Raw genomic sequence first — 17,494 nt, forward strand, 5'->3', positions numbered from 1 at the left:
AATAAACCCCCACTAGTTTTTCGCCTAGAAACGTTTCCAGCCAGGGCAAAAGCCCGGCGACGAGGGGAGATACGATGAGCAAGAGTCTCAAGATGGTGATCGCCATTCTGGCGGTCTTCATGCTGGTTGCCACCGCGTGCGGCAACGACGACGACGGGGCCGACGGGACCGTGGGTTATATCTCCCTGGGAGATTCGGTGCCGTTCGTCAAGCTAGTTTCGGACTCGATCCAGCGGGAAGCTGACGCTGCGGGTCTCGATCTGGTGTTCTGCGATTCTGAGATCGACCCGGCCAAGGCGCTGTCATGCGCCCAGCTTCTCGGTCAGCGGGATGTGGATGTGGTCTTGAACTTCCAAGTCTTCCAGGAGTCCAGCCCGGAGATCTGTGCGGCCTATGGGGGTGTGCCCACCATCGCCATTGACATCGTGCAGCCGCCTTGTGAAGTGGCCTTCATGGGGGCCAATAACTCCGGCGCCGGGGAGATGGCTGGTGCCGCGCTTGGTAAGTACTTCAAGGACAACTTCGACTGCGAGTACGACGGTTATATCTCGCTCGAGTCCACTGCGGCCGGTGCTGCCAACACCGATCGCATGGGCGGCTACCGCACTGGGTTCACCCAGCACTGCGAAATTGTGAACGAGCGAGTTCTTGACGGCGCCGACCGCACCGACACCGCCCTCGAACAGGTGACCGACTTGTTGCCGGCCATGCCCGGTGAGCGGATTGCCGTGGTGGCCATCAACGAGGACGGGATCATCGGCGCACTGGCGGCGGCTCGCACTCTGGGACGTGATGGCGACCTCTATTACTCCGGGCAGGGCACTGATCCGAGCATCTGGTGCGAGGTCCGCGACAATCCGAACTACGTCGCCTCAACGGCGTACTACCCCGAGCGCTACGGGGAGATTCTGATTCCCGCCGCTCAGAAGCTGCTCGCGGGTGAGTCCGTTGACAGACTCCTGTTCACCGAGCATGAGATCATCAACTCGGAGAACATTGAGGACATCTACGAGGTCACCGACTGCGGCTGATCTCACTACGAATCTCATAAGCAGTAGCAAGCTGCATTGAGAAGAACACCTGCTGATGAGTGCGATCGATTCTGCGGTGTCGACGGCTCCTGTCATCGCTACGGCGGGAATCAGGAAGTCGTTCGGCGGAGTCGAGGTGCTCAAGGGAGTTGACTTAGAGGCTCGTTCCGGCTCTGTTCTCGCCTTGCTGGGCGAGAACGGAGCCGGGAAGTCCACCCTGGTCAAGATCATTGCCGGGGACTACCGGCCCTCCGCGGGCTCGGTCGTGATCGACGGCGAGGCCCATCACGTCCTCACTCCCATAGAGTCGAGGGCTGCGGGCATCGCCATGATCGCCCAAGAGTTCAATGATGCCCCCACCCTGACGGTGGCCGAGAACATCTGTCTGGGTCGGCTGCCCCAGAAGCGGGGAGTGGTTCAGTGGCGGGAGATGAATCTGCTGGCCCAAGAGATTCTCGAATCCCTTGAAGCGGAGATCGACCCCAAGGCCAACGTGTCCTCGCTTGCCGTGGGTGAGCGCCAGATCGTCGAGATCGCCCGGGCGCTGTCCAGCGAAGCCCGGGTGCTCATTCTCGACGAGCCCACGGCGGCGCTGTCCCAGCATGAGGCCGATGTGCTGTTCGAACAGGTACGACGCATGCGTGACCAGGGCAAGGCCATCATCTACATCACCCACCGCCTAGACGAAGTGTTCGAACTGTCTGATCGGGTACAAGTGTTGAGGGATGGGGATGTGGCTCTCGTCGCCGATACCCATGCCGTTGACCGCAGCCAGTTGGTGGCGGCCATGGTCGGGCGATACGACATCGTCACCGGCCGACCCAATGATGCTGCCGGAGACCGTGGCGAAGTTGCCCTTCGCTGGCGGGAGGCGTCGTCGCACGGCCGATTCAGCGACATCAGCCTTGAAGTCTGCCGGGGCGAAGTCGTCGCCTTGTACGGAAAGCTCGGATCGGGGGCGCTGGAAGTGGGGCGCAGTGCCTTCGGACTTGAGCCGATCCACTCGGGCGAGATCGAGGTTGCCGGTGAGCGAGTCGAGCTGTCGAGCCCGGTTGATGCCGTGATTCGAGGTATCGGCTTTTTGAGCGAGGATCGCAAGGTCGGAGGGGCATTCGCGTCTCGCCCGGTCGGTGAGAACGTCGCCGTGGCGTCATGGCCGCAACTCGCCACTCGTGGTCTGCTCACCTCCGACACCGAGCAGAAGGCGTTCGAACGCTGGTATGACCGCTTGTCCATTCGCAGTAAGGGGCGAGCTTCCCAGCCGATGGAAGAGCTGTCGGGAGGGAACCAGCAAAAGGTACTAGTGGCCCGCTGGCTCGAGCGGGGGGCGGAGGCGCTGGTGTTGCTTGAGCCCACTCGGGGCGTTGACGTCGGCGCCCGCGCCGACCTCTACAAAGTTTTGCGGGAGCTGGCCGCCGAGGGCGCCGCCATTTTGATCGTCACGTCGGACCATGAGGAAGTGGTGGCGGTTGCCGATCGCGCCTATGTGGCAGCCAAGGGAAGGATTACCACCGAGCTGCCCGGCGAGGACATCACCATGAGCTTGCTGCTCACCCTGGCAGGAGGATGAGATGAACGACACTGTCCAAACAGCCGAAGAGTCTGCGCCGACTGAGGGCGGCTCGACGGCCCCGGAGTCCGGTGGGTTGGGTTGGATGGCCCGGACCATTGCCTCTCTCCCGGAGACGGCGGCGCTGTTGTTTGTGCTCGCTGGGCTGATCCTTTACTTCTCGCTGGCTTCTGAGTATTTCTTCGATTTCGACAATTTCGTCAACATCGCCCAGAACTCGGCGGTGATCGGCATCATCGCCATGCCGGCGACGGTATTGCTGATCGGCGGCCAGGTGGACCTTTCCGTCGGATCGATAGCCGGGCTCATGGGAATGACCATGGCTGTTGCCACCACTGCAACCGACGCCGAAACGACCCCGTACGGGTTGGGAGTGGGCATCGGGCTGGCGTTGGTGATCACCGTGGCTCTGGGATTGGCCATCGGTGCATTCAACGGATTCGCGGTGACCAAGATCGGACTGAACTCGATCATCGTGACGTTGGGCGGCCTGGCCATGTTCCGGGGGCTGACCAAGGTTCTGGGAGACGGGCAGACCATTCGAATAAACGGCTTCGGCGATCTGGGGGTGAGCCGCCCGTTCTTGGACATCCCCACACCGGTGTGGATCTTCATCGGGGTGTCCATCGCCTGCCATCTGCTGCTTAAGTTCACGGTGTACGGGCGCTCCATATACGCGGTGGGCGCCAATCCCCATGCCGCCCGGCTGGCGGGTATTCGCACGAGTCGAGTGTTGTTCATCGCCTTTGTCTTGACCGCCGTCGCCACTGCCCTAGCTGGACTGATCCGGGTGTCTCAGGTGGGGAGCGCGGCAACCAACGGCGGTGCCGGATTTGAGCTCACGGTGGTTACCGCGATCATCCTCGGCGGGGCCAGCCTGTCGGGAGGTCGGGGTTCCATAGCCGGCACATTCCTCGCTTTGCTCGTGCTCAATGTGCTGGAGAACGGGCTCATCCAAACCGGCGTGCCCACGTTCTGGATCGAGTTCAGCGAAGGCGCCCTGCTGATCGTTGCCGTGTCCTTCGACCGGTTGCGGGTTCGTTTGGGAAGCGCTGAATAGCCGGAGGCGCCAACAGATACATGGCGCTGCGCCGGTGAATGGGCAGTGAGGGGCCAATAGGCTGGCGGGGTGTTTGCTGAACGTCTGAGCCGGATGCGGGCGCTGATGGCCGAGCAGCAGGTAGACGTCCTGCTTCTCTCGGTGGGCGCCGACCTTCCCTACTTTTGCGGCTATGAGGCTATGGCCCTGCCGAGGCTCACCATGCTGGTTGTGCCTCAAGACGGCGACGCCCGACTCATCGTGCCCCGGCTGGAGGCCCCTCGAGTGGTCGAACGGCCCGGTGTGTTTGAAATGGCGGTGTGGAACGAGACGGACGACCCCATCGCACTGGCCCGCTCGTTTGTCGGTTCCGCCTCGGTGATCGCCGTTGGCGACCGCATGTGGGCTGGATTCTTGGTGGACTTGGCCCGACTTCTGCCCGGGGCCGAATTCCGCCGGGCATCGGAGGTCACTAGTTCGATTCGCTCTGTCAAAGACGCTGCCGAAGTGGAATCGCTGCGGGCTGCGGCGGCCGCCGCCGACCGGGTGGCGGTCGACCTTCGATCCGGCGACATCGAGTTGGTGGGGCGCACCGAGGCTGAGGTATCGGCCGAACTGGGCCGTCGTCTGTTGGCCGAGGGCCACCAGCGGGTGAATTTCGCCATCGTGGCCGCGGGCGAAAACGCCGCCAGCCCGCACCACGAGCCAGGGGAGAGGGTGATCAAGCCGGGCGAGGTCGTGCTGTGCGACTTCGGTGGAACCATGGCCAATGCCGACGGAGTGGGCTACTGCTCTGACATCACCCGGTGCGTACACCTGGGCGAGCCGCCCGCCGATCTAGTCGATGCCTACGACGTGCTGTTCGAGGCCCAGGCCGCCCAAGTGGCCGCGGCAGAGGTTGGCCGGCCCTGCCAGGATGTCGACCGGGTAGGGCGGGAGATGATCACCGAAGCAGGATTCGGCGACAACTTCATTCACCGCACCGGCCACGGAATCGGCACCGAAGCCCACGAGGACCCATACATCGTGGAAGGCAATACCCTTGAACTCCGTGCGGGCCACGCCTTTTCGATAGAGCCCGGCATCTACCTGCCCGGGCGATGGGGCTTGCGCCTGGAGGACATTGTGGTAGCGGCTACCGATGGCCCCGACAACCTCACCACCACCGATCACCGCCTCGCCGTACTCGACGTTTGATCAAGACTCTGGCCGGGTTCAAGTGGTATCGAGCAGAACTCTCGCCACCAAGTCCATCCCAAATCCGGTCAAAATACCCAGATACAACAGGCCGGTCGCGGCCATGACTGCGGAGTAGAACCGCTCCCGCAGCGCAGCCCGAGCTAGAACCACCAACCCCGCGGTGGTCACCACGCAGGCCACCCAGAACCAGCCCAACAGCCCGTTGTAGCCGTCGTCGATTGTTCCGCTGAGCACCGATCCCATTCCGGTGGGCCACAGCATCACCACCAACTCGGGCAACCACAGCAGTCCGGTCCAACGGACCAGCTCGAGCAGGGGTCCTCGGGCCAAGCCGGGCTGCACCAGATACCAATGGCCCAACAGCATGGCGTCGGTGACTGCACCCAGGAAGAACGCTCCGATCACGGTACGGGCGACCGCCAACGCGGCGGGGTCTCCGGCGTCGAGCCCGCCGGCCACCACTCCAATCAAACCCACCGCGGGGGCGATGAGATCCAGAATCGGAGGGAATTCAGCCTTGGTGCGGTCGAAGCGCTGCTCTTCCCGGTCGATGCCGGTCATCTCGGCGATCTCTGCGCTGCGCCGCTCCACCCGTTCTCTCTGGCCGCTCACACCAGCCCGTCGGCGGACCACCGATACCGCCAGCGCCGCGGCGGCAGCTGTGGCTGTGGCCGCCGCGGTCCAATCCCGCACCGGTACCGAGTCGGTGGCGAATCCCAGCCAAGCACCGCCCGCGGCCAGCAACCCGAAAATGCTGCGCATGAGCCAGCCGTAGCCCAGTCCGGTTTCCCGCCGCCGCGTGGTGAGCCAGGTAAACGCCAGCCCGCCGACGGCCAACTGCACCAGCAGGGTGGCCGGCTGGAGTTCGATCACTCGACAGATCCCCTATACCGGCACCGCTGACCCGGCATCTCAGCGGGCCACGAAGTACTTGGCCTGGGGGTGGTGGCAGATCAAGGCCGAGGTGGTTTGCTCGGGCTGGTATTGATAGCTGGTTTCCTCGCCGACTTGGATGCCGATGCGGTCGGCGTCGAGGAGCTGGGCCACGGTGAAATTGTCCTCGAGGTCGGGACAGGCGGGGTAGCCCCAGGAGTAGCGGCCTCCCCGGTACTGCTGGCGGAACAGGCCGATGAGGGTGGGCCCGTCCTCATCGGCGAATCCCCATTCGGTGCGGATGCGGTGGTGCCAGTGCTCGGCGAGGGCTTCGGCCATCTCCACCCCGAGGCCGTGGAGCAGCAGGTATTCCTGGTAGCGGTTGTCGGCGAACAATTTGGCGGTGGCCTTCGATACCTCGGCTCCCATGGTCACGATGTGGAAGGCGGCGTAGTCCACCTCGTCGCCATCGGCGGGCCGGAAGAAGTCGGCGATGCACAGATGCGGGTCCTTGGGCTGTCGGGGATAGCGGAATCGACAGAGTTCGGCAGTGCGATCGGGGGAGTCCCACACCACCAGGTCGTCACCGCTCCCGTTCACTGGGAAGTAGCCGTACACCACTTGGGGCACCAGCAGTCCCTGGGCCATGGCTGAGGCGAGCTGCTCGCGCATCGTGGGGCGGATGCGCTCTTTGAACGCGGGGTCGTCCTCGCCGTCGATGGGACGGAACTGCCACTGGTTTCGGAACAAGGCGGTCTCGTTCACATACTCGGCGATGTCGGCCACGGGAATGCCCTTGACCACCCGAGACCCCAAGAACGGGGGTTCGAAGACGGGATTGTCGGTGGCCACCGATGGCGCCCTGTCAGGGACTTCGTCGCCCGCGACACCGGCGGCGTCACGGCGGGCCCGGCGGGGCAGGTCGCGGCCGCCCGGGCGCCGTCCGAAGTCGGGATCTTCGGTGCCGGTGCGGCGCAGTTCGCCCAGCCGGTCCATCACCGCCAGGCCCTCGAAGGCGTCCTTGCCGTAGAACACCCGGCCGTGATAGGTCTCCCGCATGTCCCGCTCCACGTAGGTGCGGGTCAGCGCGGCGCCGCCCAACAGCACCGGGAGGTGGTGGAGGTCTCGGGTGTTCAGCTCCTCCAGGTTGTCCCGCATTATCAGAGTGCTCTTCACCAGCAGACCGCTCATGCCTAGGGCGTGGGCGTCCACCTCCAGAGCCCGGTCGATCATCTCGGTTATGGAGACCTTGATGCCCAGGTTGTGAACCTCGTAGCCGTTGTTGGTCAAGATGATGTCCACCAGGTTCTTGCCGATGTCGTGGACATCGCCCTTCACAGTGGCCAGGACGATCCGGCCCTTGGCCCCGGTGTCGTCGGCCTTTTCCATGTGGGGCTCCAGGTATGACACCGCGGTCTTCATGGTCTCGGCTGACTGGAGCACGAACGGTAGCTGCATCTCGCCGGAGGCGAACAGATCGCCCACCACCTTCATGCCGGCCAACAGCGTGTTGTTGACTATGTCCAGCGCCGGCGCAGACTCCAGCGCCTCGTCGAGGTCGGCCTCCAGCCCGTCGCGGTCCCCGTCGATAATCCGCCGTTCCAGACGCTGCTCCACCGGCCAGCCGGAGCGGTCTTCCTTGACGGTGGCCGCGGCGGTCACGTTCTCAAACGCGGCCAGCAGCTCGGTCAGCGGGTCGTAGTCGTCCTGGCCCTGCGACGCGATCCCACCGGCGCCCCGCCGGTCGTAGATCAGGTCTAGGCACACGTCTCGATGGTGGGGGTCTATCCGGTTCAACGGGATGATCCGCCCGGCGTGCACGATGGCCGAGTCGAGCCCGGCCTCGAGGCACTCGTGTAAGAACATGGAGTTGAGCACATGGCGGGCGGCGGGCTTCAGCCCGAACGACACGTTGGAAACTCCCAGCGTGGTGTAGGTGCCAGGCAGCTCGGCCTTGATCCTCCTGATGGCCTCGATGGTGGCCAAGCCGTCTTTTCGCAGGTCGTCGTCGCCGGTGGACAGCGGAAACGTCAATGCGTCGAAGATCAGGTCGGAGGCCGCCAGCCCGTAGCGCTCAACGGCCAGTCGGTGTAGGCGATGGGCCACCCGCATCTTCCACTCCAGGTCTCGGGCCTGGCCCTCCTCGTCGATGAGCAGGCACACCACCGCCGCGCCATACTCCCGGGCCAGCGTCAGCACCTGGTCAAGCCGGGAGCCCTCGCCCTCACCGTCTTCCAGGTTGGCCGAGTTCAGTACCGCCCGGCCGCCGATCCACTCCAAGCCGGTCTGCATCACGTCGGGCTCGGTGGAGTCGAGAACCAGCGGGGCGGCCACGCCGGTGGCGAACCGGCGGGCCAGTTCGTCCATGTCGGTGGTGCCGTCGCGTCCCACATAATCGACGCACAGGTCGAGCAGGTGGGCGCCCTCGCCCACCTGCTCTCGGGCGATCTGAAGGCAGCCGTCCCAGTCGCCCTCCAGCATGGCGTCGCGGAACTTGCGGGAGCCGTTGGCGTTGGTGCGTTCGCCCACGATCAGAAACGACGTGTCCTGGGCGAAGGGCACTGCGGAGTAAATGGAGGTGGCCGAAGGGGGCAGTGCGCCGGGCCGGGGTCCGGGAACGAGGTCGGCGCAGCGGTCGATAACCGCTTGGAGGTGCTCGGCGGTGGTGCCGCAGCACCCGCCGATCACGCTCACTCCCAACTCGGTCACGTAGCGGGCCAAGTAGTCGGCCAGCTCGTCGGGGCCGACGTCGTAGTGCATGCGGCCGTCCACCACCTGGGGGAGACCGGCGTTGGGGATGCAGGCCACCGGCACCGGGCACTGCTCCGATAGCACCCGCAGGTGCTCGCCCATCTCGGCGGGGCCGGTGGCGCAGTTCAACCCGAACACGGCGGGACCCAACGGGGCCAGCGCGGCCAGCGCTGCGCCGATCTCGGTGCCGGGGAGCATCCGGCCGGTCATCTCGATGGTGACCTGCACTTGCAGCGGAACATCGCGGCCCACGACGGCCATGGCCCGGCGACAGCCGTTGATGGCCGCTTTGGCTCCTAGCAGGTCGTACTGGGTCTCGATAATGAACAGGTCAACCCCGCCGTCAAGCAGACCCCGGGCCTGAACCTCGAAGGCGTCGCGCAATTCGGCGTAGCGGATTTGGCCCAGCGATGCCAGCTTGGTGCCCGGCCCCACCGAGCCGGCCACCCACCTAGGCCGGTCGGCGGCCGAGTGGCCGTGGGCTGCTTCTTTGGCGATGCGGGCCGCGGCCAGGTTGATCTCGTAGGCCTGGTCGGCGATGCCGTATTCAGCCAAGGGCACGGAGAACGCCCCGAAAGTGGCGGTCTCCACTGCGTCCACCCCTAAACCCAGGTACAAGTCGTGCATCCCGGCGATGAGCTCGGGCCGGGTCAAGCACAAGAGCTCGTTGCAGCCTTCCAAGTCGGGACCGCCGAAGTCGTCGGCGCTCAGCGGCTGCTCTTGAACGTAGGTGCCAAACGCGCCGTCATAGATGAGGACGCGCTCTTGGGCCGCATCCTCATAGGAACCCATGGAATGCGAGGCTACTTTGCGTTGGGGGCTGTTTTGATGCTGGATAACATCGCAGGGGCTTGTATCGATTTGAGGAGACCAGGTGATCGCGTTTCGAACCGGCAGGAAAATCCCGGCTAGCGCCGAGCTGCACGCGGTGGGGGTGTGCTCAGGGGGCGATGCCGAGCGGCCCGACGAGCTGGACTGGGAGGTGTTGAGCGGCCGGGGCTTTGAGGCCAAGCCCGGTCAGGTGGAGATCGTGTCGGGACCAGACCGGCCGATTGCCGTGGTAGGGCTGGGACCGGCCGACAAGATCACCATCGCGGTGATTCGCCGGGCGGCGGCATCGCTGGCCCGGTCGGCCAAACGGGCCAAGCGCATCGCGGTGTCGGTGCTCGACGCCGTGCCCGACAGCATCGATCGCTCTGATGCGCTGGGCGCACTGGCCGAGGGGATGACACTGGGGGCCTACACCTACGGAGACTTCAAGTCGGAGCACAAGCCCAACAAGCTGGAGAACGTGCACGTCATCGGTCCGGGGGGCCGGGCGGTGTCCGAGGCGCTGGAGCAGGGCCGGCGAGTGGGCGAGGCGGTGTGCTTCGCGCGCGATCTGGTGAACGAGCCCGGCGGGTCGCTCACTCCAACCAGGTTTGCGGAGATAGCCGAGGAGATGGCCGAGCGGGAGGGACTTGAGATATCGGTGCTCGATCTGGACGCCATCCGTGAGGCTGAAATGGGCGGTCTGCTGGGGGTGAACCGGGGGTCGGATCAGCCGCCTCGGTTTGTGGAGGTGTCGTATGCCCCCGACGCGGAGGCCGAGTGCCGGGGGTCGGTAGCACTGGTGGGCAAGGGGTTGACCTTCGACTCCGGCGGCCTGTCGATCAAGACCGGCACCGGGATGATGACCATGAAGTGCGACATGAGCGGGGGAGCGGCGGTGCTGGGCGTAATGTCGGCCATCGCCGCGGTGGCCCCCCCGGTGAAAGTCACCGGCTACGTGCCAATGACCGACAACATGCTGGGAGGCGACGCCACCCGACCCGGTGATGTGCTGACCATTGCCAACGGCAAGACGGTGGAGGTGCTTAACACCGACGCCGAGGGCCGCCTGGTGTTGGCCGATGCCCTGTCGGTGGCTTGCCGGGCCGAGCCCGACGCCATAGTCGATCTGGCCACTCTCACCGGGGCGTGCATGGTGGCGCTGGGCCCCAAGATGGCCGGGCTCATGGGCAACAATGAGGGGTGGATCGACCAGTTGGCCGACGCCGCCGAACGAACCGGTGAGCGGGTATGGCGGCTGCCGCTGCCCGACGACTACAAGGCCCAGCTTGACTCGTCGGTGGCCGACATGAAGAACATCGGCGGGGCCCACGGCGGCGCGCTGACCGCTGGGCTGTTCTTGTCCAACTTCGTGGAGGAAGGCATCCCCTGGGCCCACCTCGACATAGCCGGCCCCGCGTTCACCGATTCCGAGGAAGGCGAGACCGCCAAAGGCGGCACCGGTTTCGGCGTTCGCATGCTCTTGGACGCTCTGGTCAACTTCGAGCCGCCCGCGGTGGCTTCGGAGGACGACTGAGCCACGCGAACACTCCGTAGGCCCCGCCCACCACGACCACGAAGAACGGAACTAGCAGCCACTGGTCGGATTCAAATAGCTGATCCACGGCCTCCACGGGCCACGAGGCCGCCACCAGGCTGATCACCACAGCCAGGAGGTTCACCGTCATGTGGCGCCATGTGGCGGGCATCTCCACCGGGCCGAAGCACCCGCAGGGCTCTCCTGAGCCCGTGCGCACCATGGCCGCTGCCACCACCGCGAATCCGGCATACAACGCGGCGAGAGCGGTGGCGGGGACGATGCCTCCCACAATGAACGCGCTGACCGCCACCACGAGTTCAACCAGACCCAAGAACCGCACAGCCCAAGGGCGGTGGTAGAGCTGAAGCCGGGCCAGAGCGGACGATGCCGATTCGGGGGCAACGGCCTTGGCCGCGCCCGCGGCGCCCAAGAGGACCGCGGCTATCAGATAGACCGCGGCCGCATACTCCATGGGCTAACGCGTGAAGCGGCGCAGGGCGTGGCGACGGCGCTCGTCGTTGAGTGCGGCGCGGTCGTCGGCGCTCAGCCGGGGGGTCTCGGGGTGGAGGGAGCCGTCGATCTCGGACATCGGCATGAGCTTTAGCTCAGGCACTGGCGCGGAGTCGGCGTTATTCCACCGGTAGGTGATGGCCCCCTGGGGGCAGCCGCCCAGGGCGATCCAGTTTTGGATGCCGGGATCCTGGTGGGATATCACCACCCGCAGCACCCCGTCGGGATCGAGGCGGGCCTGGGAGTCGTTCATCGTAGTTGGGAGGTTGATGTAGTCGAGGCTCTGGTACCAGGTATCGCCCACCTGGATGTTCCAGTACAGGCAGTCGGGCGGGGTCACCTCGAACAGCAGGGCCTCATCGGGGCCCACCTCATACCAGCACTGCCCGTAGGACTGCTTTTCGCTTCCTCCCTGGGCGCTCTGACTCACCTTGTGGGGAGGAACATGGTCGAAGGAGTTGATCTGACCTCGATTGCGCTGATTCCCGGCGAATTCGGTCCAGAACTTGGGGACGGTGTCCACCTCTCGGGCCAACTCATCGAACAGCTCGCAAGTCCGCACCGGATCGAGCCGGCCGGGTGGACCGGCCGGGTCGAGGCATTCGAAGTACAGGTCGCCGTGGCTCTCGCCCGCCCAGTCGGAGAAGAATTGGCGCACGAACAGCCGAGATTCGAGCGGCTCGACTTGGAACCAGTCGCCGACGTGGTCGCCGGGGTCGGGGTCGGGGCTGAAGATGATGTCGATGCGGCCACCCCCAATGTCGGTCAGATCGGGACTGCCGACGTCGACGAGTTGGGTGATGCGCCCTCGACCGAAGCGGTGGTCCATCAGCGATATCCCCAAGTAGCGCAGGGTGTCGATGCGCCCGGTGAGACGGTAAGTGTGGCTCAGGTCCACTGGTGCGGTCATGTACATCGCATCGGGATTGTCCTGGCCCACCTTGAAGGGGTACACCCAGCCCAGTTCGGGGTGGTCGGGATCGTTGTTCTCCACGATCCGGTCGAAGGCCCAAAAGAACATGCGCAGCTGATGTCGCAGGCCTTCGGCCTGCTCGGAGGCATCAGCCCCGTGTTTTGGATCGAAGATGTAGTCGGCAGACTCCTTCAGGGTGTCGCACAGCCGATTCCAGGAAGCCCTCAGTTCGTTTTCCACGGTGTATGTCTAGCCGCGACACCTCTATTCGGGCAGCACGAGGGACTGATGCCTATCTCGTGAAGCGGCGCAGGGCGTGGCGGCGGCGCTCGGCGTTGATCGCGTCTCGTTCGCCGGCGCTGATTTGGGGGGTGTCGGGGTGGAGGCAGCCGGCGACCTCGGACATCGGCATCAGCTTCAGATCAGGCACTGGCGCGGAGTCGGCGTTGTTCCACCGGTAGGTGAGAACTCCTTGGGGGCAGTTGCCTAAGGCCATCCAGTTTTGGATGCCGGGGTCAACGTGGGAGACCACCACCCGCAGCACGCCGTCGGGGTCTAGGCGCGCTTGGGAGTCGTTCATGGTGGTGGGAAGGTTCACGTAGTCGAGGCTCTGGAACCAGGTGTCGCCCACTTGGATGTTCCAGTACAGGCAGTTCGGTGGGGTCACCTCAAGGAGCAGGGCCTCGTCGGGGCCCACTTCGAACCAGCACCCTCCGTAGGCCTGCTGGTCGCTGCCTCCCAGGCCCTCGCCGCTGTATTTCCCCTCAACATGCGCGAATGTGTTGATCTCGCCCCGGTCGCGGTAGCCCACCGCATAGTCGGTCCAGAACTTGGGGACGGTTTTGATCTCGTTGGCAACCTCGTCGATCAGCGCCGCGGTGCGAACGGGGTCGAGTCTGGCTGGGGGAGCTGTGGCGTCGAGGCACTCCAAGTGGAGCTGGGCATGGCTCTCGGCGCCCCAGTCGGAGAAGAACTGACGAACCAGCAGTCGGGAATACTCGGGCTCAACCTGGTACCAGTCGCCGACGTGATCGCCGGGGTCGGGGTCGGGGCTGAAGACAACGTCGATGCGCCCGCCGCCTATGTCGGTGAGGTCGGGCGTGCCCACGTTGAGCTGCTGGGTGATGCCTCCTCGTCCGGAGACGAAATTCAGTATTGACAACCCCAGGTAGCGGACAGTGTCGATGCGGCCGGTGAGACGGTACGTGCGGCTCAAATCCAGCGGCGCGGTCTGGTACAGCCCATCGGGGTTGTCCTGGCCGAATTTCGAGGGATAGGTCCAGCCCAGTTCGGGATGTTCGGGGTCGTTGTTCTCAAGAGTTCGGTCGAGTGCCAAATAAAGCATCCGGAGGTGATGGCGCAATCCCTCGGCCTGCTCGGAGGAGTCCACTCCAAGTGCGGGGTCGAAGACGTAGTCGGCCGACTCCTTCAGGGTGTCGCACAGCCGGTCCCAGGAAGCTTTCAGTTCATTGTCCACTCCGTATGTCTAGTGTCCTGCACTTCAAGCTGCGGACTTGGGCTGGGAGCAGTAGGAGGCGTGGGTGCGCTGGAGGTGGGCGGGCAGCCGTTTGAGTTGCATGTTGTTGAGCGGGGGCAATTGGCGCCTGACGGCATATCCGGCGTGGCCCTCCGAGGCCAGCCGGAACATAACCAGGCGGTGCAGGGTGCGGTGCATGCCGCCTCGTGGGCCCGCTTTGGGGCTGATGCCCAATTGCAGGGCGATGGGGGCTACGGAGAGTTCAAACCCATCAGGCGAGCTCTCGAACTCGTGAGCCATATGGCGTAGGAGCCAGGCAGCGGTGGGGCCGATGATTCCCAGCCAGAAAAGCTCCGCGTATCTAGATCGGGGATCGTGCCCGCATTCCTCGGTGACCGAGTCTCGCCAAGGCTCTATCCAGAGTGAAGAGTGCATGAAGGGGGATGTCATGAGAGGATCGTTTCTGCCAGCAGGGGCTTTGCCAGATGCAAGGGGGAAGATTTAGGTGAATTTTGTCTATTTTCATGTAATGCTGTCAAGGGTCAGATAGGAATTTCATGCGTCAGATCGAAGAACTGGGCGAAGAAATCGAGGCGGCCCGGAATGTGCTGCATCCCGCGAAGAGAATTGTCGTGCTCACCGGAGCGGGGATCTCAACCGACAGCGGCATTCCCGACTTTCGGGGTCCGGAGGGGCTGTGGACCAAGAACCCCGAGGCCGAGAAGACGGCCACGCTGTCGTCCTATGTGTCCGACCCCGAGCTGCGCAAGCGCAACTGGCAGCGGCTGGCCGAAGGATCGATGTGGGAGGGCAAGGAGCCCAATCCGGGCCATCGGGCGCTGGTGGAGTTGGAGCGCCAGGGAAGGCTGCACACGGTGATCACCCAAAACGTCGACGGGCTCCATCGAGCGGCGGGCACATCTGAGGACCGGTTGGTGGAGATCCACGGCACCACGTCCAAAGTCCGCTGTTTGGACTGCGGCGACACCGCCCCCATGGATTACGCCTTGGAGCGGGTGAGGACGGGGGAGGCCGATCCGCCCTGTCGTATCTGCGGGGGGATCTTGAAGTCGGCCACCATCTCCTTTGGCCAGAATCTGGTGATGGCCGATCTGCACCGTTCGGAGCAGGCCGCTATGGCGTGCGACGTGATGCTGGCGGTTGGTTCCACCCTCACCGTGTACCCGATCGCCAACGTGGTGCCCATCGCCCATCAGGCCGGCGCCTCGGTGGTGATAGTGAATGCGGAGCCCACCCCGTTCGATGGGTTGGCCGCCGCAGTTGTGCCGGCTTCGATCAGCGAGGCGCTGCCGTTGATCGTTGCCCAATGACTTAGCCCGAAGGTGAGTCCGGGATTGGTAAAATCGGACTAACTCGGTAGGATTTATTGGGAATTCCCCCCGACTCTTGAACCGGTGCCCCGCCACGATCGAGGTGACTTTGGCCATGACCACATTCAGAGATCTGCTGAGAGAGGCCAAGGCCGCGATTCGGGAGACCGATCCCGCGGGCGCTGAGGAGATGCTGTCGAACGGCGCAGTACTCCTCGACGTTCGAGAGCCTGACGAGTACGAGCAAGGGGCGATACCCGGCTCGGTCCACATCCCCCGGGGCAACCTCGAGCCCAACGTGGAGAACCGGCTGTCGGACAAGGATGCCCCAGTGGTGGTCATGTGCGCGGGCGGGGTTCGCTCGGCGTTCGCGGCCCAGACCCTTCAGGAGATGGGCTACGGCGACGTGGTGTCCATGGACGGCGGATTCAACCAGTGGAAGGACGAGGGCCGGGACTGGGCGCTGCCGGTGTCGCTGACCCCCGACCAGCGCAACCGGTACCACCGCCATCTGCTGCTGCCCGAGGTGGGCACCGAAGGGCAGATCAAGCTGCTGGATGCCAAGGTCCTCTGCCTGGGGGCCGGAGGGCTGGGCTCTCCCGCCGCCCTGTACCTGGCCGCGGCGGGGGTGGGAACCGTGGGCATCGTGGACATGGACGTGGTGGATGCCTCCAATCTCCAGCGCCAAATTCTCCACAACGTCGACCGGGTGGGGGACCGCAAGGTGGACTCGGCCAAGAAGACGCTCAACGCCTTGAACCCGGACGTGAACGTGGTGACCTACGACGTGCGGCTGGGGGCCGACAACATCGTCGACATCATCAAGGACTACGACGTGATCGTGGACGGTGCCGACAACTTCCCGGTGCGCTACATGCTCAACGACGCCTCGGTGAAGCTGGGCATTCCCGTGGTCCACGGGTCGATCTTCCGGTTCGAGGGTCAGGTCACGGTGTTTGATCCCCGTAACGGCCCCACCTACCGAGACATGATCCCAGAGCCTCCTCCGGCTGAGATGGCCCCGAGCTGCGCTGAGGCCGGTGTGCTGGGGGTGCTTCCGGGCATCGTGGGCTCGATCCAGGCGTTGGAGGCCATCAAGTTGATCTTGGGCCACGGCGACACCCTGGTTGGGCGGCTGCTGGCCTTCGACGCCAGCGAGATGTCGTTCCGGGAGTACAAGCTGCGACCCGATCCAGACCAGCCCATCACTTGGGAGAACCGGGACAAGATCCAGGTTGTGGAACTCGACGGGCTCTGCGCCCCTGCCCCAGTCGGTTAATTCTCAATTCTCTGACTCGGCACTCTTGCTCCGGTCTTCTAGTTCTCGGCGCAGAAGCGCCACCTCCTCCATCAAGATCTGAACGCGCTGCTCGACTCGGCTGAGTTCCCACGAGTACTGCACGAGCACGATCAGAACGAAGCCCAGAGCGGCCATAAACACCAGCGACGGCGTGTATTCCACTCCGAGCCAGCCGCCAATCGTGTCGACTGCGTCGGGGGCAGCAGCCATCACCAGCATGATTGCCGAAGTGGCCATCCACAACAGCCCGTACTTGGAAACCATGCCGCCCCGCCGCTGGAGCTTGAGAATGATGGTCACCACCACGGCGGCCAGCAGGGCGGAAACGATTCGGGCAGTGAGGCTCATGATCGACCTCCAATGGAAATGGCTAGAAGGGTTCGGGCGTAGTGGTAGGCCAAGGTCAATCCCCTAGTGGACGGCCGCCCACCCTGGCGTACAACCATGACCGTGGGCACTTCTGCAATGTGGAGACCGGCCCGGACGGCTAACGACAGCCCAATCAGTGTGTCATCGAGAAACCTTGACGGCAGTTGTCGGGAGAACAGCTCCAGGCATGGCCTGGACATTGCCCAGAATCCCGAAGTGGGATCGGTTAGGGAGATGCCGTGGCGATGTCTGAGAATCCTGCTAGCCAGCCTCATGGCTGCTCGTCTGTGCCGCGACACCGGGTACGAAGTGGTGCAATCGGGATGAAATCGGCTGCCTACAACCAGATCCGCACCAGTATTTCGAGGGGTGAGCAAATTGGGGATCTCTTCGGCCATGTGCTGTCCGTCGGCAGCCACGACCAATGCCGTGTCCCACTCCTTTTGAGCGGCATAGCGAAATCCCAGGCGTAGGGCTGCCCCCGCCCCCAGGTTGACCGGCTGGCGCAAGACAACTGCTCCAGCAGAGGCAGCGAGCGTTCCGGTGTCGTCGACGGAACCGTCGTCGACGACCACCACCAACATTTCGTGGTCACGGGTCGCGATGAGGTCGGCGACCACCCCTTGGATGGTTTCGGCCTCGTTGTACGCAGGGATCACGGCGATTAGCCTGGACACAGGCGAAGCATAGATGATGCTTTAGAAAGTTCTCGGTTCGACTCCCTTTCCGCATCCGTTTCAGAAGAACCCGGCAATTCGCCCTCATGAGTTGGCTATTGAA

Annotated in this window: 15 protein-coding genes; 7 read left to right on the forward strand and 8 right to left on the reverse strand. The window is 64.3% G+C overall.

The features are described from left to right. Positions 1-74 precede the first annotated feature (74 nt). The 4 genes from ACOGXH_RS06515 to ACOGXH_RS06530 all read left to right on the forward strand — a co-directional run bounded on the left by ACOGXH_RS06515 (position 75) and on the right by ACOGXH_RS06530 (position 4,837). On the forward strand, positions 75-1,031 hold the full coding sequence (locus tag ACOGXH_RS06515; RefSeq protein WP_419928297.1) for a sugar ABC transporter substrate-binding protein: 957 nt from the start codon (positions 75-77) through the stop codon (positions 1,029-1,031). 55 nt (positions 1,032-1,086) lie between these two features. Continuing rightward, positions 1,087-2,601, forward strand: coding sequence for a sugar ABC transporter ATP-binding protein (locus ACOGXH_RS06520; protein ID WP_419928298.1), 1,515 nt, complete (start codon positions 1,087-1,089; stop codon positions 2,599-2,601). A gap of 1 nt (position 2,602) precedes the next feature. After that, positions 2,603-3,661, forward strand: a complete 1,059-nt coding sequence (locus tag ACOGXH_RS06525) for an ABC transporter permease (RefSeq protein ID WP_419928299.1) — start codon at positions 2,603-2,605, stop codon at positions 3,659-3,661. Between the two features lie 69 nt (positions 3,662-3,730). After that, entirely contained in the window at positions 3,731-4,837 is a 1,107-nt protein-coding gene (locus tag ACOGXH_RS06530) for a M24 family metallopeptidase (protein ID WP_419928300.1), read from the forward strand. Positions 4,838-4,855: 18 nt separating this feature from the next. Here ACOGXH_RS06530 and ACOGXH_RS06535 read toward each other — a convergent pair whose 3' ends face one another. Further along, complete coding sequence (locus ACOGXH_RS06535; RefSeq protein ID WP_419928301.1) at positions 4,856-5,713, reverse strand: hypothetical protein; 858 nt, start codon at positions 5,711-5,713, stop codon at positions 4,856-4,858. Positions 5,714-5,752: 39 nt separating this feature from the next. Beyond that, positions 5,753-9,256, reverse strand: coding sequence for a methionine synthase (gene metH / locus ACOGXH_RS06540; protein WP_419928302.1), 3,504 nt, complete (start codon positions 9,254-9,256; stop codon positions 5,753-5,755). An 82-nt stretch (positions 9,257-9,338) separates the two neighbouring features. Between metH and ACOGXH_RS06545 the strand changes: the two genes are divergently transcribed. Then, positions 9,339-10,811, forward strand: a complete 1,473-nt coding sequence (locus ACOGXH_RS06545; RefSeq protein ID WP_419928303.1) for a leucyl aminopeptidase — start codon at positions 9,339-9,341, stop codon at positions 10,809-10,811. Here the strand turns inward: ACOGXH_RS06545 and ACOGXH_RS06550 are convergent. Genes ACOGXH_RS06550 through ACOGXH_RS06565 form a run of 4 tightly spaced genes read right to left on the reverse strand, consistent with a single transcriptional unit; the run spans position 10,771 to position 14,164 of the window. Next, positions 10,771-11,286: a MauE/DoxX family redox-associated membrane protein gene (locus ACOGXH_RS06550; RefSeq protein WP_419928304.1), complete on the reverse strand. Its 516-nt coding sequence runs from the start codon at positions 11,284-11,286 to the stop codon at positions 10,771-10,773. The genes ACOGXH_RS06545 and ACOGXH_RS06550 overlap by 41 nt on opposite strands. 3 nt (positions 11,287-11,289) lie before the next feature. Then, positions 11,290-12,477, reverse strand: coding sequence for a hypothetical protein (locus ACOGXH_RS06555; protein WP_419928305.1), 1,188 nt, complete (start codon positions 12,475-12,477; stop codon positions 11,290-11,292). 52 nt (positions 12,478-12,529) lie between these two features. Then, positions 12,530-13,714: a hypothetical protein gene (locus ACOGXH_RS06560; protein WP_419928306.1), complete on the reverse strand. Its 1,185-nt coding sequence runs from the start codon at positions 13,712-13,714 to the stop codon at positions 12,530-12,532. Positions 13,715-13,738: 24 nt separating this feature from the next. After that, positions 13,739-14,164 carry a hypothetical protein gene (locus ACOGXH_RS06565; protein WP_419928307.1) on the reverse strand — a complete coding sequence of 142 codons (426 nt, stop codon included), beginning with the start codon at positions 14,162-14,164 and terminating at the stop codon, positions 13,739-13,741. 107 nt (positions 14,165-14,271) lie between these two features. Between ACOGXH_RS06565 and ACOGXH_RS06570 the strand changes: the two genes are divergently transcribed. Further along, on the forward strand, positions 14,272-15,045 hold the full coding sequence (locus ACOGXH_RS06570; RefSeq protein WP_419928308.1) for an SIR2 family NAD-dependent protein deacylase: 774 nt from the start codon (positions 14,272-14,274) through the stop codon (positions 15,043-15,045). Positions 15,046-15,160: 115 nt separating this feature from the next. After that, positions 15,161-16,324: a molybdopterin-synthase adenylyltransferase MoeB gene (moeB, locus tag ACOGXH_RS06575; RefSeq protein ID WP_419928309.1), complete on the forward strand. Its 1,164-nt coding sequence runs from the start codon at positions 15,161-15,163 to the stop codon at positions 16,322-16,324. 3 nt (positions 16,325-16,327) lie between these two features. Here the strand turns inward: moeB and ACOGXH_RS06580 are convergent, their stop codons facing one another. Continuing rightward, positions 16,328-16,693: a DUF2304 domain-containing protein gene (locus tag ACOGXH_RS06580; RefSeq protein ID WP_419928310.1), complete on the reverse strand. Its 366-nt coding sequence runs from the start codon at positions 16,691-16,693 to the stop codon at positions 16,328-16,330. Next, the gene (locus tag ACOGXH_RS06585) at positions 16,690-17,391 is read right to left on the reverse strand and encodes a glycosyltransferase family 2 protein (RefSeq protein ID WP_419928311.1); all 702 of its coding nucleotides are present in this window, start codon (positions 17,389-17,391) and stop codon (positions 16,690-16,692) included. The genes ACOGXH_RS06580 and ACOGXH_RS06585 overlap by 4 nt, the downstream gene beginning before the upstream one ends. Positions 17,392-17,494 lie beyond the last annotated feature (103 nt).

The organism is Candidatus Poriferisocius sp. (assembly GCF_965208355.1).
GTDB lineage: Bacteria > Actinomycetota > Acidimicrobiia > Acidimicrobiales > Bin134 > Poriferisocius.